General features: G+C 68.0%; 22 protein-coding genes. 19 read left to right on the top strand and 3 right to left on the bottom strand.

Going from position 1 to position 25473, the window contains the following annotated elements; translation table 11 throughout:
• Nucleotides 1–29: 29 nt before the first annotated feature.
• Complete coding sequence (locus tag QI633_RS24385; RefSeq protein ID WP_282427347.1) at nucleotides 30–434, top strand: OB-fold domain-containing protein; 405 nt, start codon at nucleotides 30–32, stop codon at nucleotides 432–434.
• Entirely contained in the window at nucleotides 431–1597 is a 1167-nt protein-coding gene (locus QI633_RS24380; protein WP_282427346.1) for a thiolase, read from the top strand. The genes QI633_RS24385 and QI633_RS24380 overlap by 4 nt, the downstream gene beginning before the upstream one ends.
• A gap of 483 nt (nucleotides 1598–2080) precedes the next feature.
• Here the strand turns inward: QI633_RS24380 and QI633_RS24375 are convergent, their stop codons facing one another.
• A complete protein-coding gene (locus tag QI633_RS24375; protein WP_282427345.1) occupies nucleotides 2081–2581 on the bottom strand; it encodes a nuclear transport factor 2 family protein in 501 nt (166 codons plus the stop codon).
• A gap of 83 nt (nucleotides 2582–2664) precedes the next feature.
• Here QI633_RS24375 and QI633_RS24370 point away from each other — a divergent pair, with 83 nt between their 5' ends.
• The 12 genes from QI633_RS24370 to QI633_RS24315 all read left to right on the top strand — a co-directional run bounded on the left by QI633_RS24370 (nucleotide 2665) and on the right by QI633_RS24315 (nucleotide 14437).
• A complete protein-coding gene (locus tag QI633_RS24370) occupies nucleotides 2665–3507 on the top strand; it encodes an LLM class F420-dependent oxidoreductase (RefSeq protein ID WP_282427344.1) in 843 nt (280 codons plus the stop codon).
• Nucleotides 3508–3630: 123 nt separating this feature from the next.
• The gene (locus QI633_RS24365; protein ID WP_282427343.1) at nucleotides 3631–4797 is read left to right on the top strand and encodes a thiolase domain-containing protein; all 1167 of its coding nucleotides are present in this window, start codon (nucleotides 3631–3633) and stop codon (nucleotides 4795–4797) included.
• On the top strand, nucleotides 4716–5228 hold the full coding sequence (locus tag QI633_RS24360) for an OB-fold domain-containing protein (RefSeq protein WP_349016703.1): 513 nt from the start codon (nucleotides 4716–4718) through the stop codon (nucleotides 5226–5228). The genes QI633_RS24365 and QI633_RS24360 overlap by 82 nt, the downstream gene beginning before the upstream one ends.
• Before the next feature lie 3 nt (nucleotides 5229–5231).
• Complete coding sequence (locus QI633_RS24355; RefSeq protein ID WP_282427341.1) at nucleotides 5232–6563, top strand: hypothetical protein; 1332 nt, start codon at nucleotides 5232–5234, stop codon at nucleotides 6561–6563.
• A 130-nt stretch (nucleotides 6564–6693) separates the two neighbouring features.
• Nucleotides 6694–7452: an ABC transporter ATP-binding protein gene (locus QI633_RS24350; RefSeq protein ID WP_282427340.1), complete on the top strand. Its 759-nt coding sequence runs from the start codon at nucleotides 6694–6696 to the stop codon at nucleotides 7450–7452.
• Between the two features lie 52 nt (nucleotides 7453–7504).
• Nucleotides 7505–8740, top strand: a complete 1236-nt coding sequence (locus QI633_RS24345) for an ABC transporter substrate-binding protein (protein ID WP_282427339.1) — start codon at nucleotides 7505–7507, stop codon at nucleotides 8738–8740.
• 79 nt (nucleotides 8741–8819) lie between these two features.
• On the top strand, nucleotides 8820–9782 hold the full coding sequence (locus tag QI633_RS24340) for a branched-chain amino acid ABC transporter permease (protein WP_282427338.1): 963 nt from the start codon (nucleotides 8820–8822) through the stop codon (nucleotides 9780–9782).
• 22 nt (nucleotides 9783–9804) lie between these two features.
• Entirely contained in the window at nucleotides 9805–11562 is a 1758-nt protein-coding gene (locus tag QI633_RS24335; protein WP_282427337.1) for an ATP-binding cassette domain-containing protein, read from the top strand.
• 35 nt (nucleotides 11563–11597) lie between these two features.
• A complete protein-coding gene (locus QI633_RS24330; RefSeq protein ID WP_282427336.1) occupies nucleotides 11598–12347 on the top strand; it encodes an SDR family NAD(P)-dependent oxidoreductase in 750 nt (249 codons plus the stop codon).
• A 17-nt stretch (nucleotides 12348–12364) separates the two neighbouring features.
• Nucleotides 12365–13162 carry an SDR family oxidoreductase gene (locus QI633_RS24325; protein WP_282427335.1) on the top strand — a complete coding sequence of 266 codons (798 nt, stop codon included), beginning with the start codon at nucleotides 12365–12367 and terminating at the stop codon, nucleotides 13160–13162.
• Nucleotides 13159–13932 carry an SDR family oxidoreductase gene (locus QI633_RS24320; protein WP_282427334.1) on the top strand — a complete coding sequence of 258 codons (774 nt, stop codon included), beginning with the start codon at nucleotides 13159–13161 and terminating at the stop codon, nucleotides 13930–13932. The genes QI633_RS24325 and QI633_RS24320 overlap by 4 nt, the downstream gene beginning before the upstream one ends.
• 49 nt (nucleotides 13933–13981) lie before the next feature.
• Nucleotides 13982–14437 carry a VOC family protein gene (locus QI633_RS24315; protein ID WP_282427333.1) on the top strand — a complete coding sequence of 152 codons (456 nt, stop codon included), beginning with the start codon at nucleotides 13982–13984 and terminating at the stop codon, nucleotides 14435–14437.
• Between the two features lie 264 nt (nucleotides 14438–14701).
• Here the strand turns inward: QI633_RS24315 and QI633_RS24310 are convergent, their stop codons facing one another.
• Both QI633_RS24310 and QI633_RS24305 read right to left on the bottom strand, forming a co-directional pair.
• The gene (locus tag QI633_RS24310) at nucleotides 14702–15631 is read right to left on the bottom strand and encodes an SDR family NAD(P)-dependent oxidoreductase (protein WP_282427332.1); all 930 of its coding nucleotides are present in this window, start codon (nucleotides 15629–15631) and stop codon (nucleotides 14702–14704) included.
• A gap of 22 nt (nucleotides 15632–15653) precedes the next feature.
• The gene (locus tag QI633_RS24305; protein ID WP_282427331.1) at nucleotides 15654–17219 is read right to left on the bottom strand and encodes an AMP-binding protein; all 1566 of its coding nucleotides are present in this window, start codon (nucleotides 17217–17219) and stop codon (nucleotides 15654–15656) included.
• Nucleotides 17220–17328: 109 nt separating this feature from the next.
• On the opposite strand from QI633_RS24305, the gene QI633_RS24300 reads away from it, so the two are divergent.
• From QI633_RS24300 to QI633_RS24280, 5 genes are all read left to right on the top strand, one after another.
• Nucleotides 17329–18492, top strand: coding sequence for an acetyl-CoA C-acyltransferase (locus QI633_RS24300; RefSeq protein ID WP_282427330.1), 1164 nt, complete (start codon nucleotides 17329–17331; stop codon nucleotides 18490–18492).
• A gap of 2 nt (nucleotides 18493–18494) precedes the next feature.
• A complete protein-coding gene (locus QI633_RS24295) occupies nucleotides 18495–19259 on the top strand; it encodes an enoyl-CoA hydratase/isomerase family protein (protein ID WP_282427329.1) in 765 nt (254 codons plus the stop codon).
• A 55-nt stretch (nucleotides 19260–19314) separates the two neighbouring features.
• The gene (locus tag QI633_RS24290) at nucleotides 19315–20877 is read left to right on the top strand and encodes an AMP-binding protein (protein WP_282427328.1); all 1563 of its coding nucleotides are present in this window, start codon (nucleotides 19315–19317) and stop codon (nucleotides 20875–20877) included.
• Nucleotides 20878–20963: 86 nt separating this feature from the next.
• Nucleotides 20964–22907, top strand: a complete 1944-nt coding sequence (locus tag QI633_RS24285) for an NAD(P)/FAD-dependent oxidoreductase (RefSeq protein WP_282427327.1) — start codon at nucleotides 20964–20966, stop codon at nucleotides 22905–22907.
• 525 nt (nucleotides 22908–23432) lie between these two features.
• Nucleotides 23433–25394 carry an acetoacetate--CoA ligase gene (locus QI633_RS24280; RefSeq protein WP_282427326.1) on the top strand — a complete coding sequence of 654 codons (1962 nt, stop codon included), beginning with the start codon at nucleotides 23433–23435 and terminating at the stop codon, nucleotides 25392–25394.
• Nucleotides 25395–25473: the final 79 nt, after the last annotated feature.

The raw sequence follows: 25473 nt of genomic DNA, 5'->3' as shown, positions 1-25473 counted from the left end.
AGCACATTGTCAACCTGGAGGACTGTGACGTGAGTGCTGAGATCCCGGGCCGGGCCGTCGAGCTGTGCATCGAGGACGGCGGACCGCACGCCACCTACCAGGCCCTGCTCGAGCAGCATGTCCTCGCCTTCCAGGCATGCTCCGGCTGCTTGTCCGCGATCTTTCCGCCTCGTCTGCGATGCCCGCGGTGCGGTGCCGACCTGCTGACGTGGCGTGCGTCTGCCGGGCGCGGGGCCGTCTACTCGAGCACCGTCATCGCCCCCCGCGGCCAGGAGCCGTACGCCGTCGTCCTGATCGACCTCGACGAGGGCTACCGCATGATGTCGCGCATCGACGATGACGCGGTGGCGATCGGCGACCGGGTCGTCGTCGCCCCTGCCCGCGCCGGGAGCGAGACGATTCCCCTCTTCGCGGTCGAGGGAGCTCGTCGATGATGCACGAACGCGCGCTCCGCGGCCGGACGGCGGTCGTCGGCGTGGCCGAGTCGGACCTCGGCGAAGTGGGGCCGGGGATCACCGCGCTCGACCTCGTCGAGCAGGGCGCAGGTCGCGCGCTCGACGACGCGGGCCTGAGCATCGGCGACGTGGACGCCGTGTTCTCGCACTCTGCCTTCTACGGCATGCCGACGGTCACCTTGGCGGAACGGATGGGGATCCGGCCTCGCTACAGCGACAGCACGGCGACGGGTGGCAGCTCGTTCCTGGCGCACATGCGCCACGCGAGCGCTGCCATCGAAGCAGGTCTGTGCGAGGTGGCGCTGATCGCCTACGGCAGCAATCAGCGGTCGGCGTCGGGCGGGCTGATCTCGTCGGGGCAGAACCACCTCCCGTCGTACGAGACGCCGTTCGCTCCCCGCCTCCCGGTCTCGGCGTACGCGCTCGCCGCGGCGCGCCACATGCACCAGTTCGGCACGACACGTCGCCACCTCGCTGAGGTGGCCGTCGCGGCTCGTCGATGGGCGCAGCTCAACCCTGCGGCCTTCGAGCGTGGCGAGCTCACGATCGATGACGTCCTGGGCTCGCGCATGGTCTCCACCCCGCTGACGGTCCGGGACTGCTGCTTGGTCACCGACGGCGGAGGGGCGCTCGTCGTGACCTCTGCGGAGCGGGCGCGTGACCTTCGCCGCCCGCCGGTCTACTACCTCGGTGGCGCCGAAGCGCACTGGCACACGGGCATCTCGCAGCTCGACGACGTGACGGTCACGGCTGCCTCCGAGTCCGGGGCCCGAGCATTCGATCTCGCGGGCCTGCGCCCGTCCGATGTGGACGTCGTACAGCTGTACGACGCGTTCACTATCAACACCCTGCTGTTCCTCGAGGACCTCGGCTTCTGTGCCAAGGGCGAGGCCGGGGACTTCGTCAGCGACGGCGCACTCGCCCCCGGTGGCCGCCTCCCGGTGAACACCAACGGCGGAGGTCTCTCCTACTGTCATCCGGGCATGTACGGCATCTTCACGCTGATCGAGTCGGTGAGGCAGCTGCGTGGGGAGGCCGGGGACCGCCAGGTGGCCGACGCCCGGGTCGCCCTGGCGCACGGCAACGGCGGGATGCTGTCCAGCCAGGTCACGGTTCTGCTCGGCGACGCGTCGACGGTCTGAGGGCTCGCTCCCGGGGCGCGCGGCTCAGTCCAACCATCGGAAGTCGCGCGCGCGTGGCATCGTCAAGATGACGGCGGCCGCGGGGCTCGGGGGCACGACGAGGCGGCGTTCGTGGAGCGAGCCACGCCCCTGACGCCGTCAGTGTGGCCGATACCTGGTCGCCGTCGCGGATCTCCTGTCGGAGCTCGTAGCGCGAGCCGTCTCTCCGGGCGGCTCCGAGGCGAAGGGTGATGCTCACGGTGCTCCCTGGGCGGATCTCCCGGCGGTAGGCGATGGTCTCGGCCAGGACGACGGCGCCGCAGCCGAGGGTGTCATCGACGCCCTGGCTCATGAGGTACTCGAAGCGCACGTGCGAGGCGGACTCGAGGTACTTGCTGTTGGAGAGATGGCCCAGTGCGTCGATGTCGCTCCAACGCACGGAGATCCGTGTTTCGTAGGGCTGCTCGTCCGCATGTCTTCTCGTCTCGCCGTAGGGGCCGGTCGTCAAGATGGTGTGGTCTCGACTGCGGACGCGGGGAGGGCGACGCCCCCACTGGCGGCTTCCCTGCGATGCCTGTCGAGCCAGCCGCCGCTGGCACAGCCCTCGAGCTGGAGTCGACGGTGGTGGATCAGCCAACCGGTCCCGTCGTGCCGCAGGGTGTCGCGGTAGCGGCCCCAGTGATCGGGGCCGGCGTCAGTGATCGCGAGGAAGTAGCTGGTGCTTCGCGCCTGCACCGCGCCGTCGAGCTCGATGTGGATGCTCGAGACGTGGTGGCGGAGGTACGGCTTCGCCATCAGACGCTGCGCGCTGCGCGCCGCGCGCTCGAAGTAGTCGCGGATCTCAGAGGCTCCCCGGCATGTCGGGTCGCCGGTCGCCTCGAGCACGGCCTCCGGCGCGAACAGTTCGAGCATGCGCTCGGCGCGCCCCGTGTCGGCGCACTGCGCGTACTCGATCAGCAGTGCCCGGATCTCTTCGCGGGCGATGAGTGATGCCAGGTCGAACATGAGTCTCCATTCCGTGGACAGCTCCTGCTGCTTATGCTAATTATGATACTACTTATCCCCCCTCTCGTTGGCAGGAGCTAGCCGTGCACGTCGGAATCATGATGTTTTCCACGGATCAGACAGTGGCGCCGGCGCCACTGGCCCGAATGGTCGCCGACCGTGGCTTCGAGGCGATGTTCCTGCCCGAGCACAGCCACATCCCGATCACGCGGACGACGCCGTACCCCCGCGGCGGAGAGCTTCCCCCTGAGTACTACCGAACGGTCGACATGTTCGTCGGCCTGGCGGCGGCGACGACCGCTGCTCCCGGGCTCACGATCGGGACGGGCATCACCGTCGTACCACAGCATGACCCGATCTATCTGGCCAAGCAGGTTGCCAGTCTCGACCTGCTGTCGGAGGGCCGACTCATCTTCGGCATTGGCTACGGCTGGAACCAGGACGAGATCGAGCATCACGGCACGCCGTACAAGAAGCGTCGCGCGGTGACGCGGGAGACGGTGCTCGCGATGCGGCAGCTGTGGTCCGAGGAGATTGCCTCGTTCCAGGGTGAGCACGTCAGCTTCGCGCCGTCGTATCAGTGGCCCAAGCCGGTGCAGCCGGGCGGCCCGCCGATCGTCATCGGGGGACTGGCCGGTCCCAAGCTGTTCGCGAACATTGCCGAGTTCGCCGACGGCTGGGCTCCCATCGGGCCGCGCACGATCCAGGAGGGCCTGCCTGATCTGCAGCGGGCGTTCGAGGACGCGGGCCGCGATCCGGCCACCATTCGACTTCACGCGTTCGACCCGCGCGGTGACCAGAGCCTGGTCGAGCTGTACGCGAGCCTCGGGGTCGAGCGTCTGGTGATCACCCTCCCGCCGACGGATCGCGACGGCCTCGCCAGGTCTCTCGACTCGCTTGCGCCCCTCAACGACCTCGTGAGGTGAGTCGGCTCGCCCCGCCGTGCGGGCCGCGGGCGGGGCTTTCCGGGTGCTGTTCGCATCGTTGACAAGTCTGGTCTAACTATGACTAGAATAATGAGAGATTCGCCACAGGGCAGGAGACAGATGATGACGTCGAACGGATCAGCGGTGATCGTGGGGGCCTACGAGCACCCCGGCCGCCGGCTGGCCGGCCACACGCTGGCGGGGGTGCACCGAGAGGTCGTCGCGGGAGCACTCGCCGACGCGGGCCTGGCCCCGTCCGACGTCGACGGCTTCTTCACCGACTCGACGGCGCCGGGGCTCGGCGTCATCGACCTCCTCCAGCACCTCGGACTGCAGTGCACGTACACCGAGTCCTCGGAGATGGGCGGATCGAGCTATGTGGCCTACGTGGGCCACGCCGCGGCCGCCATCGCGGCGGGCAAGTGCCGCGTTGCCGTCATCTCCCTGGCCGGGCTTCCCGCGCAGCGTCAGCGGATCTCCCCGCCCGACACTCCGCCGCCGGCCGCCGCGTACCAGGTCAACGGGTACACGGGTGGATACGGCCCGGTTGCTGACTACGCGGTGCTCGCGCGGCGTCACATGCATGAGTTCGGGACGACCGCGGAGCAGCTCGCCTGGGTCAAGGTCGCGTCGTCACGTCATGCCGCACACAACCCGAACGCTTTCCTACGTGACGAGGTGAGCGTGGACGACGTCCTCAGCTCGCCTCTCATCGCGGACCCTCTGCGCAAGCTCGACTGCTGCGTCGTGACAGATGGCGGAGGGGCGCTGGTCGTCGTGCATCCCGATGTCGCGCGGGAGCTCGGTCGAGCGGGTGCGGTCCTCCGGGGGCATGGGGAGAGTCACAAGGCATCGCTGGCCGGCGACGTGGACCTCACCTACAGCGCCAACCGACGTTCGGGCGAGCTCGCGTTCGCCGAAGCCGGCATCACCCCTGCCCACGTTCGCTACGCATCGCTCTACGACTCGTTCACCATCACGGTGCTGGTGGCCTTGGAGGATCTCGGCTTCTGCCCACGTGGGGCAGGTGGTCCGTTCGTCGAGGACGGCGGCCTGGTCAGCGGCTCGGGACGGCTTGCGGTCAACACCGATGGCGGCGGCCTGTCCAACAACCATCCCGGCAACCGCGGCGGCATGACCAAGGTCATCGAGGCCGTCCGCCAGCTGCGTGGCGAGGCCCATCCGGCGCTTCAGGTCCCGGATCTCGAGTGGGCTGTCGCCTCGGGCACGGGATTCCGCCTCTCCACCAACCATTACAGCTCGACGATCGTCCTGGAGCGTTTCGCGTGACCGAGTATTTTCCGGGCGGCCTGCCCACCCCCCGCCCCGTCGTCGAACCCGACACCCGACCGTGGTGGGATGCAGCCGAGCGCGGCGCGCTCACGGTTCCCCATTGCGGGGCCTGCGACCGTTCCTTCTGGTATCCGCGTGGGTTCTGCCCGCGATGCGGCAGCGGCGACATCGCCTGGCTGCCCGCCACGGGGCACGGTGAGGTCTACAGCTACTCGATCGTGCGACGAGCCGCAGAACCTTGGGGCTCTCACGTGCCCTTCGTGCTGGCCTACGTGACCCTCGACGAGGGGGTCACGGTCCAGGCGAACGTCGTCGGCTGCGCGTCGGACGCCCTGGTGCCAGGGCTGCGGGTCCGCGCGGTCTTCGAACGCACGGCCGATGACGATCTCCCGATCCTCCGCTTCACCCCCGCGAACGAGACGAGCTGACCGATGGCCGACGTGCTTGATGAGATCGAGACCTGGGACCTCCCGCGACTGCGGGAGCACGAGAGTTCGATGCTGCGCCGACAACTCGCGCACGTGCAGGAGAACTCGCTGTTCTACCGCGAGAAGATGGCTGACGCAGGCGTCGACCTCGCCTCCGTCCGGACGGTCGCGGACTTGCGACGCGTCCCGTTCACCGACAAGGAGGAGCTGCGGCGCAGCCTGGCGGACCACCCGCCCCTCGGAGCGCACCTCGCGGTGCAGGCCGCTGATCTCGCGCAGATCCAGGCGACATCCGGCACCAGCGGTACGCCGTCGTACTTTGGTCTGACGCAGCACGACCTCGGCGTGTGGGGCGCCGCAGGCGCACGCGCCTTCTATGCTGCCGGTGCACGACCCGGTGACCTGGTCCTGCACGGCTGGGGGATGAGCAAGGGGTTCGCCGGCGGCGTGCCGGCCGTTCGCGTCCTGCAACAGCTGGGATGCGTCGTGATCCCGATCGGCGGCGAGGCCGGCGCGGAGCGCCTTCTCACCGTGGCGGCGTCCCTCGCCCCGAAGATGTTCTGCACGGGACCCAACTTCGCGCTGCACGCAGGTCGCATCGCCGAGCAGGTGCTCGGCCGCCCCGCCTCCACGCTCGGGGTCGAGCGCATTGTCGTCGGCGGTGAGCCGGGCGGTGGGGTGCCCGAGATCCGATCGCAGATCGAGGCGCTGTGGGGCGCGACCAGCTGCGAGACCCTGGGCAACTCCGACGTGGTGCCGATGGTCTTCGGTGAGTGCCTCGAGCGGGACGGCATGCACTTCATCGCGCAGGGCCTGGTGCACATCGAACTGATCGATCCCGCGACGGGAGAGGACGTTCCCCTGGAGACCGGCGCCCACGGGGAGCTCGTCATGACCGCGCTGGACCGTGAGGCTTCGCCGCTGCTCCGCTTCCGGACTCGCGACCACCTCGAGGTGCTGGCAACGACGTGCGCCTGCGGTCGCGTCGGACCGAAGGTGCGGTGTGTCGGTCGCACCGACGACATGCTCATCGTGCGGGGCGTCAACGTGTGGCCCTCCGCCATCCGCGAGATCGCGGTGAGCTTCCAACCGCGGCTGACCGGGAACATGCGGGTGATCGCCGACTTCCCGGGGCACTCGACCAAGCAACGTCTCCACGTCCGCATGGAGCACGGGCAGCACGTCTCTCCCGATGACCTCGCCCTGCTCGCCGAGGAGGTCGAGCGCCGCATCACGCAGGTCCTGGCGTTCCGACCCCGCCTCGAGCTGGTGCCGGTGGGGGTGCTCCCCGAGGCCGGCGTCAACAAGACGGCGCTCGTGGAGCGCTCGATCTGAACGTTCCCAACGCCCCGGGAGCCGGGACCTAGTCCCCGGACTCGCATCAGTCCATCACCCGTGCGTCCCACTCGACCGGTGTGACGCGGCCCGGTCCTGCCCAGGTCCGCCGCCTCAGGAGGAACTACCCATGCCCCAATCCGATACGAGCGCTCCGGCCGGCTCGATCGCCGACCGCAGTGCGCCGTCCCTCGAGGTCAGGTCGGTGACGGCCGGCTACGGGGCGCACACGGTGCTGCGGGACGTCTCCCTCGTCGCCGAGAGCACGGAGGTGATCAGCCTCCTGGGCCACAACGGTGCGGGAAAGTCCACTTTGCTGCGTGCCATCGCCGGTGTTATCGAGGTCATGGAGGGTGACATCCGCTTCAACGGGACCAGTCAGCTCGGCCGCGGCTCCGCGCATGTCGCCAAGGACGGGATCGCTTTGGTTCCCCAAGGCCGTGGTGTGTTCCCGACCCTCAGCATCGGAGAGAACCTGCGACTCGGTGCCGGGGTGGCCCGCGGGGTCCGCGACCGGACCAAGGTCACCCTCGACTTCGTGCTCGACCTGTTCCCCGCACTGGCCCACCGGCTGCACGAGGACGCAGGAACGCTCTCGGGTGGTCAGCAGCAGATGGTCGCCATCGGCACGGCGCTCATGGCCTGTCCGCGTTTCCTCCTCCTGGACGAACCCTCCACCGGTCTGGCCCCGGTGCTCGTCCAGACCATGCTCGACCAGATCCGCTCCGTTCACCGAGAACTCGGCATCGGCGTCGTGATCGTCGAGCAGAACATCCACGAGGCGCTGCGGATCTCCGACCGTGCCTACGTGCTGCGACTCGGGGAGATCGTGCGGGACGGTCCCGCCGCAACGCTCCTGGACGACCCCGACATCTGGGGCCTGTTCTGAGCACCGAGACGGCTTGTCCGTCTGTCAGCACTACACGAGACAAGGAACAGTGATGCGGCTCATTCGAACGACAAAGATCGTGGTCGCCGTCGCGGCGCTCTCACTCGCGACCGCGTGCACGACCGATTCCGGCGGTGGATCTGCAGCGGGGAAGGACGGCGTGCAGGATGCGACCGGTAAGGCCACGACCTCCAAGGAGACGTACAAGCTCGGAATCGGCATCCCGTTGACCGGTCCGGCCGCCTCGTATGGCGAGGAGTTCGTCATGGCCACTGCCGACGGCGTGAAGGACGTCAACGAGCGGTTCGCCGCGGACGGCATCAAGCTGGAGCTCGTCACCGCGGACACCCAAGCAACCGCCGAGGGCGGCATCAGTGCCATGAACAAGCTGGGGGCCGTCGAGAAGGCGCCTGCGATCATCACTGCCTACAGCGCTGTGGTCTCGGCCGCCGCGCCGGTGGCGGAGGACCTCGGATTCGCGCTGTTCAATCCGGGGGCGCAGAGCCCGCCACTGATCGGCGCCAGCCCGAATCTTGTCAACACGGTGCCGATGAATGACGTCCAGCTGACCAACTTCAGCGACTATCTGGTCAACACAAAGGGCTTCAAGAACTTTGCCGTCATCTACGTCGACAACGAGAGCGGCCAGGGGACGTCGGAGGCGTTCAAGAAGGCGGTCGAGGCGCGCGGAGGCAAGGTCGTTGCGCAGGAGTCGATCCGCCAGGACGCCACGGACGCCACGACCCAGATCGCGAAGGTCAAGGAGTCCGGAGCCGACTTCATCTACCTGCAGACTCTCCTGGTCGAGGGCGCGGCGACGATGAAGGCCTACCGTGAGGCCGGCATCGACATCCCCATCGGTGGCTACGCCGGCGAGGGCGAATCGCGCGTCATCCGTGACGCGGGCGCTGAGGCGATGAACGGGTTCATCTACATGTCCCACATCCCTGAGGACCTTGACGGCGTCACCGCACTGCTCGACCGCCTCCAGGCCGAAGACCCTGATCGCGTGCTGGCGACCCAGTCGTACGACCCCTACTTCTACGCTGTTCCGTTCATCTACGCCGAGGTGATCAAGGAGCTCCGGTCGCAGGGTGCTCCGGTCACCGGGGAGAACATCCTCGCCGTGCTGAACGAGAAGAAGGACATCACCGTGCCGATCATCGGTCCGATGGACCTGACCAGCAAGCTCACGTACGTCGGACCGACGATCATTCGCCAGGTCAACGATTACAAGGCCGATCCCATGACGGACGAGACGATCGACTCCGTCAACGGCGAAGGCTGACCCTCATCTGCGCCTGCTCTCCGTCCTTCCACGGAGAGCAGGCGCACCCCATTCTCGTCGACCACGGAAGGGACACCTCGTGGACCTGCTCGTCACCCTCGTCAAGACCGGATTGGTCATGGGCCTGCTCTACGGACTGTTCGCCTATGGCCTGAGTCTGATCCTCTCGGTCAACAAGGTGTTCCACGTCGCGCAGGGCGCCACGTTCGTCCTGTCCGCCTACGTGTTCTACACGCTCGGAACCACGCTTGAGCTGCCCGTCGTGCTCGCCCTTCTCGGCGCGGTCGGCGCGGCGGCACTCGCCGCATGCGCGGTCCAGTACCTCATCTATCGCCCGCTGGCCCGGCGCGACGCCGATCCGATCGTGGTGATGGTGGCCTCGCTGCTTGTCGTCGCCTTCGCGTCCTACGTCATCGAGTTCGCATGGGGAGCCAGCGTGGTCTCGGCCGCGGTCCCGGACTGGTTCGGCTGGAGCACCACCGTCGCCGGGATCCGCATCGACGTCTACGACCTGGGTGTGCTGACGCTGAGCCTGGCTCTCTTCGGCGTCATGCACTGGTTCCTCGCCCGCACCCACGCCGGGCTGGAGTTCCGCGCCGTGGGGGACAACCCTGAGCGTGCCCAGGCCTTGGCCATCAACCTCGACCGTGTCTACCTGCGTTCGATGATCCTCGGCTCGATCCTGGTGGTCCCGCCCGCGGTGCTCCTGGCCCTCAAGGCGCCGATCCACCCGAGCATGGGCTTCGACCTCCTGCTGAAGGCGGTCATCGCTCTGACGATCGGTGGAATGGGACGCATGAGCGGTGCGATGATCGGCGGCCTTCTCGTCGGCCTCGCCGAGACGATCCCGCTGTACTGGCTGCCGACCGAGTGGGGCGAGTTCGTCGTCTACATCATCGCGTTCTTCTTCGTGCTGTTCCGTCCCACAGGCCTCATCGGTGGCAAGCGCAAGCCGCGTCCGAGCGCAAAAGGCTCCGACACCGAGATCCTCTCCGAGAGCACCTCGGATGCGTCCATGACCCAGCCGACGCCGGTCTCCTGACCCACCGCAGAGAGGACAGCCAATGAGCTACTACTTGACCAGCCTCCTCGGGCTGCTGCCGATCTTCATCATCCTTGGGATCTCCTTCAACCTGCTGCTCGGATACGGAGGACTGCTGTCGGTCTCCCACGGTGGCTTCTTCGGCGTCGGCGCCTACGCCACGGCGATCCTCGTCAAGGATCACCAGCTGGAGTTCCTCCCGGCAGTCCTGGTCGGCGCGGTGCTTGCCGGAATCCTGAGCCTGTCCGTCGGGTACGCAGCCGGCCGGCTGTCCGACGAGTTCCTCTTCATCGTCACGATCGCCGTCCAGGTCGCGCTCGTGGAACTGTTCAACAACCTGGAGCTCACTGGACGCTCCGCCGGCATTGTCGGCATCCCGCGGCCGACGGTCTTCGGCTACCAGCTCGAGACCAACACCGAGGTCATGATGATGAGCTGGGTGTTCCTGGTCATCGTGACCGCGGTGTGCTGGCGCCTCGTCCACTCGCCTTACGGGCGCCTGCTCAAGGCGCTGAGGGAGGACGTCCCGGCTGCCCGTTCGCTCGGCAAGCGGGCCCTCTGGACGAAGGTGACGGTCTTCGCGTTCAGCTCGGCCGTTGCCGGTGTCGCCGGTGGTCTCTATGCCATGCACACCCTGTACATCAGCCCGGCGGAGTTCACGCTCGACCGCACGGTCGAGATCCTGTCGATCACGATCATCGGGGGCGTGGCGGCCTACTGGGGTCCCTTTGTCGGCGCGTTCACCGTGCTTGCGCTGCCCGAGGCGCTCAGCTTCGCCGACATCCCCGACTCGGTGGCGGGCCCGGTCAACGGGATGATCTACACGTTGGTCGTGCTGCTGATCCTCATCTTCCGGCCGCGGGGGCTGCTGGGCCGGGACCCGGTCAGGGAAGCCCAACGCAACGAGGAGCGGCGTCTCAGGAAGGCCGCCGGCTCTCGCCGGGTACCGCCTGACGCTGGTTCGACGACCGCTCCGGATGTGCCCGAACGCGTCGGTGGAGACGAGACACATGCAGAGCCCAAGACGCTCCGGGCGGAAGGAATCGGCATCTCCTTCGGAGGCCTCAGGGCCGTCGACGAGGTCACGCTCGCTGTCCGTCCGGGCCAGATCACCGCTCTGGTCGGACCGAACGGTGCCGGCAAGACGACCGTGTTCAACCTGCTCAGCGGTGCCCTGCGATCCGACTCCGGCAAGACCTTCTACGGCGACCAGGACATCTCGAGCCTGAGTATCGAGCGCCGTGCCCAGCTGGGCGTCGTGCGGTCGTTCCAGGAGGTCCGGCTGTTCGAGGGCATGACCGTGCAAGACAACATCCACGTTGCGGTGACAGGCATGAGGCACGAGACGATCGTCGCTCAGTTCCTTCCACGCTCGTGGCGCGGACGCGACCACGCTGATGCAGACCGCGTAGAGGTCATGCTGCGGAACCTTGGTCTCTACGAGAAGAGGTACTCGCTGGCCCGCGACCTGTCCTATGCAGAGCAGAAGATGCTCATGATGGGCCGGCTGCTGGCGACGGGCGCCAGCTGCTACCTGCTCGACGAGCCGATGTCAGGTCTCGACCAGTCGGCTCGCACGCAGCTCTCGGATCTGCTGAGCCAGATCGTGGCCGACGGCACGACGTCGATCTGCATCGTCGAGCACAGCATGCAGGTCGTCCGCGAAGTGGCGTCGTGGGTGCTGTTCCTCGACCGTGGCCGGCTCCTGACCGAGGGGCCGCCCGAGACCGTCATGAACGATCCCGAGCTGACCGCCATCTACTTCGGCCGTCCGGTCTGAGACAGCCGATCATCGACAGGGAAGAAGAGAACCGCATGAGTGAGTCAAAGGTCGTCGTCGTCACGGGTGGCGGCGACGGCATCGGCAAGGCCCTGGCGCAGCACCTCGCCGGCGAGGGATGGGAGGTGTGTGTCGCGGACATCGACGAGGCAGCAGCCGCGACCGTTGCCGCCGACCTGGTCGCCGCAGGGCATCGCGCGGTCGGCGTCGGTGCCGACGTCTCTAACGAGGACGACGTCGCGCGCGTCGCTGACTGCGCAGAGCGCGACCTCGGAGCGATCTCCGGATGGATCAACAACGCCGGGAACTCCCGTCCGGCGATGCTGCTGCGGATGGCGGTCGACGAGTTCGACTCCGTGCTTGCCGTGCACGCACGAGGGACCTTCCTCGGCCTGCGTGAAGCGGCCCGCCGGATGGTGGCGAGCGAGACGAACGGCTCGATCGTGAACGTGACGTCGTCCGCGGGTCTGGGCGGAACGATCGGACAGATCAACTACGCGAGCGCCAAGGGCGCCATCATCGCCATGACCAAGTCCGGGGCCAAGGAGCTGGGGCGGTACGGCATCCGGGTCAATGCGGTGGCGCCATCGGCCTCCACGCAGATGACGAAGACCATCATGACCAACGAGAAGTTCGCGGCGACGTACCTGTCGCGGATCGCGCTGGGGCGCTTCGCCGAGTCCGAGGAGATGGCGCCCACCTTCTCGTACCTGCTCTCGGACGCAGCGAGCTACATGACGGGGCAGGTCCTGTCGGTCGACGGCGGCACCTACATGGTCTCGTGACCGGCGAGGGCCGTTCCGTGACCAGGCGCTTCGAGGGCAAGGTCGTGCTCGTCACGGGAGCCGCTAGCGGGCAGGGAGCGGTCGAGGCTCGCTTGTTCGCGGCCGAAGGTGCCACCGTGGTCGCCGCCGACGTCGCCGTCGAGGCCGGCGAAGCACTCGTCGCCGACCTCTCGGCGGCCGGACGCCGTGCGGAGTTCGCGTTGCTGGACGTCGCGGACGAGCATCAGTGGGAAGCCGTTGTCGCCGACATCGAGGCGCGCCACCGTCGGCTCGACGTCCTGGTCAACAACGCCGGTGTCGGTGACGGACGTGGGATCGTCGACCTGAGCTTGACCGGGTGGGACCGGGTGCTCGGGATCGACCTCTGGGGTCCGGTCGTGGGCATGCGGACGGTGGCGCCTCTGATGGCACGCGGCGGCGGTGGCTCGATCGTCAACATCTCCTCCATCGCTGGCCTCACCGGCTATGACCACGCCGCGTACACCGCGAGCAAGTGGGCATTGCGGGGAGTGACCAAGACGGCGGCATCCGAGTTCGCCGAGCACGGCATCCGCGTCAACTCCGTACATCCCGGCGCGATCATGACGCCGATGGTCGCCGGGATGCCGCAGGAGGCCATCGACAGCTTCGTCCGGCTCAACGCGAATCGACGCGTCGGCACCCCACACGAAGTGGCGTGGGCAGTGCTGCACCTCGCCTCCGACGAGTCGTCCTTCACCACCGGGGCGGAGCTCGTGATCGATGGCGGGTTCGTGCCTGCTGGGGCCGGCCGGGCCCTCGAGCTGGCCTCCGCGACCGCCAAGGAGGGCGCGTGAGTCACGAGCGACTGTCCCTGGAAGGCAGTGTCGCCGTCGTGACCGGTGCCGCGAGTGGCATGGGCGCCGAGCACGTCCGCATGCTGACACGCAGAGGCGCGCGTGTGGTCGCGGTCGATGTCGACGCGGACGTGGGCAGGGTCGTCGCAGAGGCCGGCGATGCCGCGGTCGCCCACGTGGGCGACGTCAGCGAGCTGAGCGACTGGCACGCGATCCGGGACCTCGCCGTGCAGCTGGGCGGACGCCTGTCGGTACTGGTCAACAACGCGGGGATCCTCGGACATCGACGCATCGCCATGACCGAGAAGAGCAGCTGGGACCGGGTGCTCGACGTCAATCTCAAAGGCACCTGGCTGGGGATGAAGATCCTGGCTCCAGCGATGCGAGACGCCGGCGGCGGTTCGATCGTCAACGTCTCGTCTGCGGCCGGTCTGGATCAGCACCCCGACGTCGCCTACACCGCGAGCAAGTGGGGTGTCCGTGGCATCACGAAGACGGGCGCGCAGGAGTTCGGCCGATGGGGCATCCGGGTCAACAGCATCCATCCTGGCTACATCGACACCGCCATGACCTCCTCCGTACCCACGGAGGTCACCGGCGCGATGCTCTCCTTGCTGCCGATCGCGCGCCCGGGCGAGACGCGCGATGTCGCCGAGCTGGTGGCCTTTCTCGCCTCGGACGCGGCTGCGTTCATCACCGGCGCCGAGATCGCCATCGATGGCGGCTGGACGTCGGGCGTCCAGGTCACGGCGAGCCGGCGCCCTCGCTGAGCTTCGACGACGAGCCGCCGCACACGACCTGTAGAGAAGGAGGAGACGGATGAAGCTGGAACGCATGGAACTCGTCGGGCTCGAGGTGTCGGACCTCGATGCGGCGATCGTTGAGTTCGGTGAGCTGCTCGACACCGAGTTCGTTCGCATCGAGTTCGACGGGAGCGTCGACATCGAGGAGCTACCCGCCGACGAGCCACCCCACGCGATGACCACGCGCATGAGCATGGCGATGGACAAGAAGGGGTACCTGGAACTGCTGCAGTCGCACCCGCCGACGTCGCGGGAGCGCGTCCGCAACATTCACTTCAAGGTCGACGACATCGAGGCCGCGATCGTGGAGATGAGGGCCAAGGGCTACCGGCTCGTGCAGAACATCCGCATCGGGAGCATGCGCGAAGCGGTCTGGGGCGCGCGCGAGGCCCATGGTCTGCGGATGTGCATGGTCCAGTACGACGCGCCCAGCATGATCGAGGCGATGCTTCAGGACCCTGAGCACCCCTAGGGACATCCTCAGCAGTCGAAGGAGCAGATTCCCGGAGCGCCGTCACGGCCGTTGTCGTGGCGGCGCTTCGGCATTCTGGCAGTGTGCCGGCCCCTTCCAGCGGGGTCTGCCGGTGCAGTTGGTCGGACCGACCTGCACGGGGTCGGTTGCCGCGGTGCGGTGATTCGGAGGGCAGACACCAAACGCCCGACCGGTGACCCGGTCGGGCGTTTCGCGAGATCTCCCGCGGTGGGAGTCGATCGAGTGGGACGACCGTGCTACCGGTCAGGCGCGCACGGGAAGTGCGCCGGCTGTGACGGCCAGCCGATGCAGCACCGCCATCTCGTCTGCACCGCTGTCGAGGACCTGGAGAGTGTCGAGGTCGCGGATCTGAGCGAGGTTCTCCAGCACATCGTCGGGCGAGGCAGGACGGTCGGATGCGAACCAGCCTTCGTTCACCCCGACGACGTACCGCGCGAAACGCCCGCCGCCGGCGGAGTAGATCTCATGCGTCTGGGAGCACTGAGGTGATGCCAGGTAGACGGCCATCGCCGCGACCTGGTTCGGCGCGAGCAGCTCGTCCATCTCCGCGCCCAGCAGCCCCTCGGTCATGCGCGTGCGGGCCCCCGGAGCGATGACGTTGGCCAAGATGCCGTGCCGTGCGCCTTCGAGAGCAGCGACGTGGGTGAGTCCCACGAGTCCGGTCTTGGCCGCGCCGTAATTGGCCTGACCGAAGTTCCCGAGCAGGCCTGACGAAGACGACGTCATCACGAGACGCCCGTAGCCGGCTTCCTTCATCCGCGCGAACGCGGGGATCGTCACGTTGAAGCCGCCGCGCAGATGGACGTCGAGCACCGCGTCCACCTCCTCGGGCGACATGCTGGCCAGGGAGCGGTCGCGCAGGATGCCGGCGTTGTGGATCACGGAGCCGACGCCGCCGAACGCGTCCATTGCCGCGTCGACGATCGCCCGCCCACCCTCAGCAGTGGCCACGCTGTCGTAACAGGCGACCGCCTCGCCGCCGGCGTCCTTGATCTCCTGGACGACGGCGTCGGCCATGCTCGTGCTTCCGCCCTCACCGTTGACGCTGCCGCCCAGGTCGTTGACGAGGACGCGGGCTCCGTGTCGGGCGAGCAGCAGGGCGTACTCGCGCCCGAGCCCGCCGCCAGCGCCCGTGACGATGACCGATCGGCCTTCGAACTGAATCATGCTCATGATGTCGTGTCTCCTTGAACGGTCAGAGGATGCGGGAGTCGCGGTCGGCCCAGAACTTGTCGCGCAGCGGCGCCTTGAACAGCTTCCCGGTGGGAGACCGCGGGAAGTCGTCGAGGAAGTCGATCGACCGGGGGATCTTGAAGCGGGCGAGGTTCTCCGCGCAGTGCGCGAGTAGCTGCGCGACCATCTCCTCGCTGGCCTGGGACGGGTCGACCAGCTGGACGATCGCCTTGACCTCCTCGCCGAGATCATCGTTCGGGACGCCGAAGACCGCCACGTCCTGAACCGCAGGATGCAGGTGCAGGACGTCCTCGACCTCCTGCGGGTAGATGTTCACGCCGCCGGCGACGATCATGAACGACTCGCGGTCGGCGAGGTAGAGGTACCCGTCCTCGTCGATCCGGCCAAGGTCGCCCAGCGCGGTCCAGTTCGGGTGCTCGGGGTGGTGGGACCGCTCCGTCTTGTCCGGCTCGCCGTAGTACTGGAAGCCCGCAACCATGTCAGAGGTCTCGAAGTAGATGCGTCCGACCTCGCCGATCGGCAGCTCCTCGCCGTCGGATCCGCAGATGTGGATCGTGTCGCCGAACGCGGCTCTGCCGACGGACCCCGGGTGCGCGAGTGCCTCGTGGGAGTCGATCAGCGTAGCGCCGGTGTCCTCGGTTCCGGCGTAGTACTCGTTGATGATCGGGCCGAACCAGTCGATCATCGCCTCCTTGATCTGGACCGAGCACGGCGCCGCGCCTGTGATGACGCACTCGAGGCTGGAGAGGTCGTACTTCTCGCGCACCGCCTGCGGCAGCTTGAGCATGCGGCTGAACATGGTGGCCACGAACTGGGCATGGGTGACCTTGTACTTCTCGATGAGAGCGAGCGCCTGTTCGGCGTCGAACTTCTCCATCATCACCACCGTCGCGCCGAGTGCCATCGAGTCGGTGCTGAAGAGAAGTGGCGCCGAGTGGTAGATCGGCGCGGGCGAGAGGTACACCGTGTCGGGGCCCATGTTGTAGATCTGCTGGTAGACCGGAACCAGGGATGGCTTGCCCTCCTGCACGGTGCGCCCGGTGAGCGGGCGCCACACCCCCTTCGGCTGGCCGGTGGTGCCCGAGCTGTAGAGCATGGTGCGTCCGAGGGGTTCCTCGGCGAGCTTGTCGGCGGGGTAGGCCATGACGGCGTCCTCGTAGGCCTCGTAGCCCGCGATGGCGTCGTCGACCATGAGGCGCCGACGCACCTTCGGGGTCATGGGAATGATGGCTTCGGCGACATCGGCCTTGTACGACGAGGTGATCAGCACCTGGGCGTCGCAGTTGTCGACGATGTAGCCGGCCTCGCGCGGGGTCAGGTAGCGGTTGATGGCTGTGAGGTAGAGGCCGGAGCGGAATGCGGCCCAGAAGACCTCGATGTACCGGATGTGGTTCTCCATCAAGATCGCCACATGATCGCCGGGCCGCAGGCCCTCGGCCCAGAACAGCTGGGCAAGCCGGGCCGAGCGCTCGTCGAGCTCGGCGAACGTCTGTTGCTGCCCGGTCCCGCCCATGATGATCGCCGGGCGATCGGGGGTCTTCAGCGCGTGGGAGGCGGGGTCGTACATGGCGAGGGCCTTTCGTCCAGTGCTGGCGTGAGCGGAGCGTCATTGCGAATCTCTGCTCCTTAATATACTGTAATTGCCGTCACGTCGCCAGAGTCAGGAGCACATCCCCATGCCCGAAGCAGTCATCGTCGCCGCCGCCCGAACGCCCATTGGGCGCGCCTTCAAGGGATCGCTGACCACGGTCCGCGCCGACGACCTCGCCGGCGGGATCATCGACGCCGCGATGAAGAAGGTGCCCCAGCTCGATCGCGCCGAGGTCGTGGACGTGATGATGGGCGCCGTCAGCCAGACCCGCGAGCAGGGGATGAACGTGGCGCGCAACGCCGCCGCGCTCGGCGGCCTGCCGGACACCGTGCCGGGCACGACCGTGAACAGGGGCTGCGGCTCGTCGCTGCAGACCATTCGCATGGCTCACCAGGCGATCGCGACCGGCGAGGGTCACGCGTTCGTGGCGGCGGGCGTCGAGAGCGTGAGCCGCGTCGCGGGCTTCTATGAAGAGGACGCGATGAATCCTCGGTTCCTGGACCGGAGTCTTCCGAATTACATCAACGACATGTACATCCCCATGGGACAGACCGCCGAGAACGTCGCCGCCAAGTGGGGACTGTCTCGCCGCGAGCTCGACGACTTCGCACTGCTCTCGCAGCAGCGTGCCGCCAAGGCCATCGCCGATGGCTTCTACGCTCGAGAGATCACCCCGGTCACACTGCCCGACGGCTCGATCGTCGACCGCGATGACTGCCCGCGCCCGGAGACCACCCTCGAGGGCCTCGCGTCGCTCAAGCCCTCCTTCCGCGAGGATGGCGTGGTCACCGCGGGCAACTCGTGCCCGCTCAACGACGGAGCTGCCGCCGTGGTCGTCATGTCGGACGTCCGCGCCAAGGAGCTCGGGATCACGCCGCTGGCGCGGATCATCGGATCAGCGGTCACGGGTCTTGCACCCGAGATCATGGGCGTGGGCCCGATCAAGGCTGTCGGGGAGCTTCTGGACCGCCACAAGATGTCCATCAAGGACGTCGACGTCGTCGAGCTCAACGAGGCCTTCGCCGCTCAGGTGCTGCCGATCTGCGCCGAGCTGGGCATCTCGGTCGAGGACCAGCTCAACCCCCACGGGGGCTCGATCGCCGTGGGACACCCGTTCGGCATGACAGGTGCTCGCATCATGAACACCCTGATCAACGACCTGCAGACCCTGGACAAGCAGATCGGGATCGAGACCATGTGTGTCGGCGGCGGAATGGGTATCGCCATGATGATCGAACGCCTGTCCTGACGATGGCGACGACGATCCGGCTCGAGGTCGACGACGCTGTCGCTGTCGCGACCTTGGCCCGCCCGGAGAAGCTGAACGCCCTGAGCCGATCCGTCGTGGCAGAGCTGACCGCCGTCGTCGAGCGGCTGGCGGCGGACCCGGCGGTGCGGGTGCTCGTCCTGCAGGGGCAGGGACGCATGTTCTCGGCCGGGGCCGACGTCGACGAGTTCCGGCATGCGTTCGGGGCGGACGCCGTCGATCCGGATCTCACGGAGGCAGACGCGCGCGAGGGCACGCGGCTCACTGACGCCCTGGCCGCGCCCGAGCTCGTCACGATCGCCGCCGTCCACGGGGCGGCCATCGGCGGCGCGGCGGCGGTGGTGGCGGCGTGCGACCTGCGCATCATGGCCAAAGGCTCGAAGATCGTGGTGCCTGAGCTGGTGATGGGCTTTCCCCTGGCTTGGGGTGCCGTGCCGCGCTTGGTCGAACAGCTCGGCGCATCCGTCGTTCGGGACCTGCTCCTCACCTGCCGTCCACTCGGAAGCGACGAAGCGCTCGCGCGCGGGTTCGCCGCCCGAGTCGTTCCTGCTGATGAGCTCGAGGACTCCGCCCTCGAGCTGGCTCGTCTGGTTGCGTCACGTCCGGCTTTCGGGGTCACCGCCGGCCTGCGTCGCATCGCGGCCCTGTCCACCCAGGCCCAGGCTGACGACGACGCGATCACCCTGGGGCGCGCCGCGACCGATCCGGCGGTCGTCGCCGCGACGCGGGCCTATCTCGAATCCCTGTGAGCCTGGCCGAGGAGTAGTTGTGGACGTGTTTGAAACGATCCGGCCGAGGACGACCGTGAGCGAGCCCGGCGTGGACGACCTCACGATCGGTGGCCTTCTCGACCGCGCGGCGCGACTGTGGCCGGATCGCTCGGCCTACGTCCACGACGGGCGGCGGCTCACTTGGTCCGAGCTGGCCGAAGAGGTCGACCGGCACACCCGTGCCTTTATGGCGTTGGGGGTGAGGCCCGGTGACCGGGTGTCCCTGTGGATGGGCAACACGCTGAGCTGGGTGTTGGTCGAGCTCGGGCTCGTTCGGGCCGGCGCCGTCGTGGTGCCCGTCAACACCGGGTTCACCGTGGCCGAGGCGGCGTACGTGGTGGCGCAGTCGGACTCGGTCGTGCTCGTCACCTCATCGACCTTGCGGGGACGGAACCTGGCCGACGAGGCTCGCCAGATCGTGCAGAGTCCGGGCGTCTCGGTGCGTGCGCTCGTGACGATGGGGCCGACGGAGTCCGACAGCATGGACATCGCGACCTTGCTGTCGGGCGCCGAATCCGTGAGCCGTCACGAATCGGCAGCGCGAGCCGCCGCCGTCCGCCCGGACGACATCGTCCTCATGCTGTACACCTCGGGCACGACAGGCTTCCCGAAGGGCGTCATGCACTCGCACCGCGTCATCGGCAACATGGATGATGCGGCGGAGCGGCTCAGGCTCAGCGAAGAGGACGTCGCGGTGATGTACCTGCCGCTCTTCCACATCTTCGCCCTTGCCGCAACGGTGACCTTCATGGTCCGCGGGGCCGCGTTGGTCCTCATGGAGGTGTTCGAAGCCGGTGCCTCGCTCGACCTGATGGAGAAGGAGCGGGCGACCCTCGCCTATGGGGTCGCACCTCACTATCTCGACCAGATCCGCCATCCGACCTTCGCCGACCGCGACCTGTCGACCTTGCGACTGTGCTTGGCCCCCGGGTCGGCCGACCTCGTTCGCACGGTCTCGGCGCACATGGGCCCGGCGATCAGCGTGTACGGCATGACCGAGACCACTTCCATGACGTCGCTCGGGGAGGTCGATGACTCCTTGGAGAGGCGTGCTGAGACCGTGGGTCGGACTCTGCCGCGCTCGACCGTCAAGGTCGTCGACGACCGCGGTCAAGACGTGGCGCCGGGAGTCGTGGGACACCTGCTCGTCAAGGGCCCGCCCGTCATGCAGGGCTATTACAAGATGTCTGAGGCAACAGCCGATGCCATCGTCGACGGGTGGTTCCACACCGGTGACGCCGTCGCGGTCGATGCCGATGGCTACCTGCGGTTCGCAGGGAGGATCAAGGAGATCTACAAGGTCGGCGGGGAGAACGTCGACCCGATCGAGGTGGAGTCCGCCCTGATGCGCCATCCCGCCGTAGCCTTCGCGTCGGCGCAGGGCGTGCCCGACGAGCGGCTGGGCGAGGTCGGCCTGGCGCACGTCACCCTGCTTCCGGGCCAGTTGCTCGACATCGCTGAACTGCGTGCGTTCCTCCGTGGGCAGCTGGCCGCGTTCAAGGTTCCGCGCCACGTGGTCGTGGTCGACGAGCTGCCGATGACTGCCACCGGCAAGGTCCGCAAGTTCGTCCTCCGAGAGCAGTTCCTCAGCTCGTGACATTGCTGGATCGGCGGTCGTGGCCAGGCTCACGCCTTCTGCACGACGCCTCAAACACTTCTAGATAAGACGCGAAGGAGACCCTCATGGGCACTGCCGCCCAGACATTCGACGAAGCGACGTTGCGCGAAGCGCTCGAGTCCGCCAACCTGCCGACACTGCTCATGGTCATGTTCCAGCTGACGGGCGACCGCCGCTGGACCAGCGAGCCCTACCGACCGCAGCGCGCCAAGGGTATGAGCGACAACGACACCGGAGGCTTCGCTCCGGAGATCCAGGACGAGGTGCGCTCTGCTGCCTTCGACATCCTCCAGGATTGGCGCAACGGGCGTCCTGTGGCGGTTCCCCTCCCTGACGACGAGCTGCTCGTCGAGCTGATCGCGACGTGTGTGGGAGAGGAGGTCCCGTCTGAGTTCGGTCCGATGTTCGCGGAGGACATGCGAGCCAGCCTCGAGGGCGACCGCCCACACCCTCATGTCGAGGACGGTGTAGACCTGTCCGTGATCGTCGTCGGCGCCGGCATCTCGGGTCTCGCGGCCGCCGTGGAGCTGAAGGCCGCTGGCATCCGCGCCACGGTCTTCGAGAAGAATCCTGACGTCGGCGGCACTTGGTGGGAGAACAGGTACCCGGGTTGCGGCGTGGACACGCCAAGTCACGTCTATTCGCTCTCCTACCAGCCCCGGCGATGGTCGACCTACTACGGCAAGCGCGACGAGGTCCTCGACTACGTCCGCGACGTGGCGCGCAAGACGGGTGTCGTCGACCAGGTTCAGTTCGAGACCGACGTCGAGTCTGCGGTCTGGGACGAGGGCGCCAAGCGCTGGACTGTCACCACGCGCACCGCGGAAGGGGTGGTCGCGGAGCATGTCGCGAACGTGGTGATCACGGCGGTGGGTCAGCTGAATCGACCGGCGGTCCCGACGATCCCCGGGGCCGCGACCTTCGCGGGTAGGCAGTTCCACTCCGCGGAGTGGCCCGAGGGCTTCGACGTTGCGGGGCTGCGCGTCGGCGTTGTCGGGTCCGGTGCGAGCGCCATGCAGATCGTCCCGGCCGTGGCCGACCGCGTCTCGTCCCTGACCGTCTTCCAGCGCTCCCCCCAGTGGATCGCGCCGAGCTTCAACTACTCCAGCCCCGTTCCAGAGCCCGTGCACTGGCTCATGGACAACCTCCCCAACTACCAGCTCTGGTACCGCTTGCGATTGTCGTGGTTGATCAACGACCGCTTGTATCCCTCGCTGCAGATCGACCCCGCGTGGCCGCACCCGGAGCGGTCGATCAATGCGCACAATGACGGACACCGCCGTGCGCTGACGCGCTACATCCAGGACGAACTCGCCGGCCGCGACGACCTGCTCGAGAAGTCACTTCCGACGTACCCGCCTTTCGGCAAACGCATGCTCATCGACAACGGGTGGTATGCGGCGCTCCGAAAGGACGGGGTCGAGCTGGTCACGGACGGTGTCGCGTCCATCGACGAGACCGGCCTCACGACGACCGCAGGTCAGCACGTGGAGCTCGACGTCATCGTCTACGCCACCGGCTTCGAGGCAAAGAAGATGCTGTATCCGATGGACATCCGGGGCCGTGACGGCGTGTCGATCCGCGAGCGATGGGGCGACGAGGACGCCAAGGCATACCTGGGCCTGACTGTCCCGGACTTCCCCAACCTGATGGTGATGTACGGCCCGAACCTCAATCTCGGTCACGGCGGCAGCTACATGTTCGCGGGCGAGTGCCAGGCGAGGTACATCGCTCAGATGTGCGCGATCCTCACCGAGCGCCGCATGGCGTCCTTCGAGGTCCGCAGGGACGTGCACGATGACTACAACGCCCGGGTCGACGCCCAGCACGCGCGGATGATCTGGAGCCATCGGGGCATGGACACCTGGTACCGCAACTCCGCAGGCCGGATCGTGACCAACTCGCCATGGCGTGTCGTGGACTACTGGAACATGACTCGCGAGGTCAACGCCGATGACTTCGTCCTCGAGCCCGCGACCGACGACGAGTTCGCGCAGATGCTGGGCTGACTGTAGCTCGTCGAGAGCGGGCTTCTTCGGGACGGCGATACCAGGATGCACGCAGCTCTCGAGCCTCCGAGTACGAGATCAACGGCTCAGGATGTTGACCGCACCGGTCTCGCCGCCGCCGCGCGTGACCCCGAGGTCGGGGAGGTCACCAACATCAACGGCGGCAGCCTGAACTTCCACGCCGAGGGGCGATTCAGATGAAGGCCGGCAGCGGACGGGGATGAGATCGAGGAGGAGATGGAGAGGTAGCGGGCAGAGGCGAGTGCTGGCAGAGACGCGAGGCGCGAGGCTCGTTCGGCGGCCACCGCTGGGTCCGTTTCCGCGTCACGGAATGAGGCGATCAGGACGGCCAGATTTCCGTAGCGTCACGCGATGTCCGGGCCGCCGCCGGCGGATGACCAGCGTCGACGTCCTCGAGCCGTCTCGCAGCCCGCATCCGCCACGACTTGGCGCGCTGCGCAGGCCGGGCAACCGACCACGAGAAAGGCGCGGACGGATGACTGCAAACGCTGGGAGCGACGTCCGATGAGCACGCCCGAGCTGCTGACCAGTCCCACGCCCGAGGCCGTGGAACGCGCACGGGTGCAGGGCTTCCTGCACTGGCTCGCCACCGAACGCAGTACGACGCTCGCCACCTGGGAGGAGCTGCACGCCTGGTCGGTCGCCGAGCTCGAGCAGTTCTGGGCGGCGGTGTGGGACTACTTCGGCGTCCGCGCGCACGCGCCGTACGACGCCGTGCTGGTCGAGCGCACCATGCCCGGCACGCAGTGGTTCCCCGGCGCCCGCCTCAACTACGCCGAGCACTGCCTCGGCCTGCCCGAGGACGCCGACCGCGTCGCGGTCGTGGCCGTGAGCCAGACCCGCGAGCGCCGCGAGGTCACCTTCGCCCAGCTCGCCGACGAGGTACGACGTGTGCGCGCCGGCCTGCAGCGCCTGGGCGTCGGTCCGGGTGACCGGGTGGCGGCGTACCTCCCCAACATCCCCGAGACCCTCGTCGCCTTCCTCGCCACCGCCAGCCTCGGCGCGGTCTGGGCGAGCTGCGCCCCGGAGTTCGGCGCGCTCGCCGTGGCCGACCGGTTCGCGCAGGTGGAGCCGAAGGTGCTGCTCGCCGTCGCCGGCTACACGTACGGCGACAAGCCGGTCGACCGGCGCAGCGAGGTCGCCGAGATCCGGGCCGCGCTGCCCACCGTCGAGCACGTCGTCCACGTGCCCTACGGCCCGGAGGTCCTGCCGGACAGCACGCCCTGGACCGAGCTCACCGTCGAGACCGCCGAAGCGCTCGCCTTCGCGCCGGTCCCGTTCGACCACCCGCTGTGCATCCTCTTCTCCTCGGGCACCACCGGGAAGCCGAAGGCGATCGTGCACCGCCACGGCGGGATCCTGCTCGAGCACCTCAAGAACCACGCCTTCCACTGGGACCTCGGCCCCGACGACCGGCTGCTCTGGTTCACCACCACCGCCTGGATGATGTGGAACACCCTGGTCTCCGCGCTGCTCGTCCGCTCGTCGGTGGTGATGATCGACGGCAACCCGCTGCACCCCGACCTGCGCGAGCAGTGGCGGCTCGCCGCCGAGACCGGCGCGACCCTGATGGGTGCGAGCCCGGGCTACCTGATGGCCTGCCGCAAGGACGGCGTCCGCCCGGCCGAGGAGCTCGACCTGTCGCGGCTGCGCCAGATCGGCGCGGCCGGGAGCCCTCTTCCCGCCGAGGGATTCCGCTGGGTCGCCGAGCAGTTCGGTGACCGGGTGCTGCTCAACGTCGGCAGCGGCGGCACCGACGTGTGCACCGGCCTGGTCCAGGCCTCGCCGCTGCAGCCGGTCTGGGTGGGGGAGATGACCTACCCGAGCCTCGGCGTCGACCTCCACGCGTACGACGACGCCGGGCGCCCGGTCGTCGGCGACGTCGGCGAGCTGGTGATCGCCTCCCCGATGCCGTCGATGCCGGTCGGCTTCTGGGGCGATGCGGACGGCGAGCGGTTCCGGGCGGCGTACTTCGACACGTTCCCGGGCGTCTTCCAGTTCGGCGACTGGTGCCGCTTCTCCGAGGTCGGCTCCTGCGTGATCACCGGCCGCTCCGACGCGACCCTCAACCGCGGCGGCGTCCGGCTCGGCACCGCGGAGTTCTACCGCGCCCTGCAGGACGTCCCCGAGATCACCGACAGCGTCGTCGTGCACCTCGAGGACCCCGAGGGCGGACTCGGAAGGCTGCTGCTGTTCGTGGTCCCGGCCGCCGGGGTCGAGGTCGACGACAGCCTCCGCCGACACCTGGCGGCCACCCTGCGCACCGCGCTGTCACCGCGGCACGTGCCCGACGAGATCGTCGCCGTACCGGCCGTTCCCTACAGCCGCACGGGCAAGAAGCTCGAGGTCCCGGTCAAGCGGATCCTGCGCGGCGGCGACCCCGACACGGTCGCCTCCGCCGGTGCGCTGCTCGACCCGGGCGCCCTCGACGCCTTCGCCGCCTTCCGCGACGAGAGCACGCGGTGACCTCGACGTGCCTTCCTGGACTTGACTGAGCGTCCTTTCTGTTACGCGGAAATCGTGGCCGCGGCCCCGATCCGGAACC

The sequence above is a fragment of the Nocardioides sp. QY071 genome (genome assembly GCF_029961765.1).
GTDB lineage: Bacteria > Actinomycetota > Actinomycetes > Propionibacteriales > Nocardioidaceae > Nocardioides.
This window is presented reverse-complemented; position numbering and strand designations above follow the sequence as displayed.

Coding starts and splice junctions, on each gene's coding strand:
- QI633_RS24380 (WP_282427346.1), top strand. CDS start 431: ATGATGCACGAACGCGCGCTCCGCGGCCGGACGGCGGTCGTCGGCGTG.
- QI633_RS24375 (WP_282427345.1), bottom strand. CDS start 2,581: ATGTTCGACCTGGCATCACTCATCGCCCGCGAAGAGATCCGGGCACTG.
- QI633_RS24365 (WP_282427343.1), top strand. CDS start 3,631: ATGACGTCGAACGGATCAGCGGTGATCGTGGGGGCCTACGAGCACCCC.
- QI633_RS24355 (WP_282427341.1), top strand. CDS start 5,232: ATGGCCGACGTGCTTGATGAGATCGAGACCTGGGACCTCCCGCGACTG.
- QI633_RS24350 (WP_282427340.1), top strand. CDS start 6,694: ATGCCCCAATCCGATACGAGCGCTCCGGCCGGCTCGATCGCCGACCGC.
- QI633_RS24345 (WP_282427339.1), top strand. CDS start 7,505: ATGCGGCTCATTCGAACGACAAAGATCGTGGTCGCCGTCGCGGCGCTC.
- QI633_RS24335 (WP_282427337.1), top strand. CDS start 9,805: ATGAGCTACTACTTGACCAGCCTCCTCGGGCTGCTGCCGATCTTCATC.
- QI633_RS24330 (WP_282427336.1), top strand. CDS start 11,598: ATGAGTGAGTCAAAGGTCGTCGTCGTCACGGGTGGCGGCGACGGCATC.
- QI633_RS24315 (WP_282427333.1), top strand. CDS start 13,982: ATGAAGCTGGAACGCATGGAACTCGTCGGGCTCGAGGTGTCGGACCTC.
- QI633_RS24310 (WP_282427332.1), bottom strand. CDS start 15,631: ATGAGCATGATTCAGTTCGAAGGCCGATCGGTCATCGTCACGGGCGCT.
- QI633_RS24305 (WP_282427331.1), bottom strand. CDS start 17,219: ATGTACGACCCCGCCTCCCACGCGCTGAAGACCCCCGATCGCCCGGCG.
- QI633_RS24300 (WP_282427330.1), top strand. CDS start 17,329: ATGCCCGAAGCAGTCATCGTCGCCGCCGCCCGAACGCCCATTGGGCGC.
- QI633_RS24295 (WP_282427329.1), top strand. CDS start 18,495: ATGGCGACGACGATCCGGCTCGAGGTCGACGACGCTGTCGCTGTCGCG.
- QI633_RS24285 (WP_282427327.1), top strand. CDS start 20,964: ATGGGCACTGCCGCCCAGACATTCGACGAAGCGACGTTGCGCGAAGCG.
- QI633_RS24280 (WP_282427326.1), top strand. CDS start 23,433: ATGAGCACGCCCGAGCTGCTGACCAGTCCCACGCCCGAGGCCGTGGAA.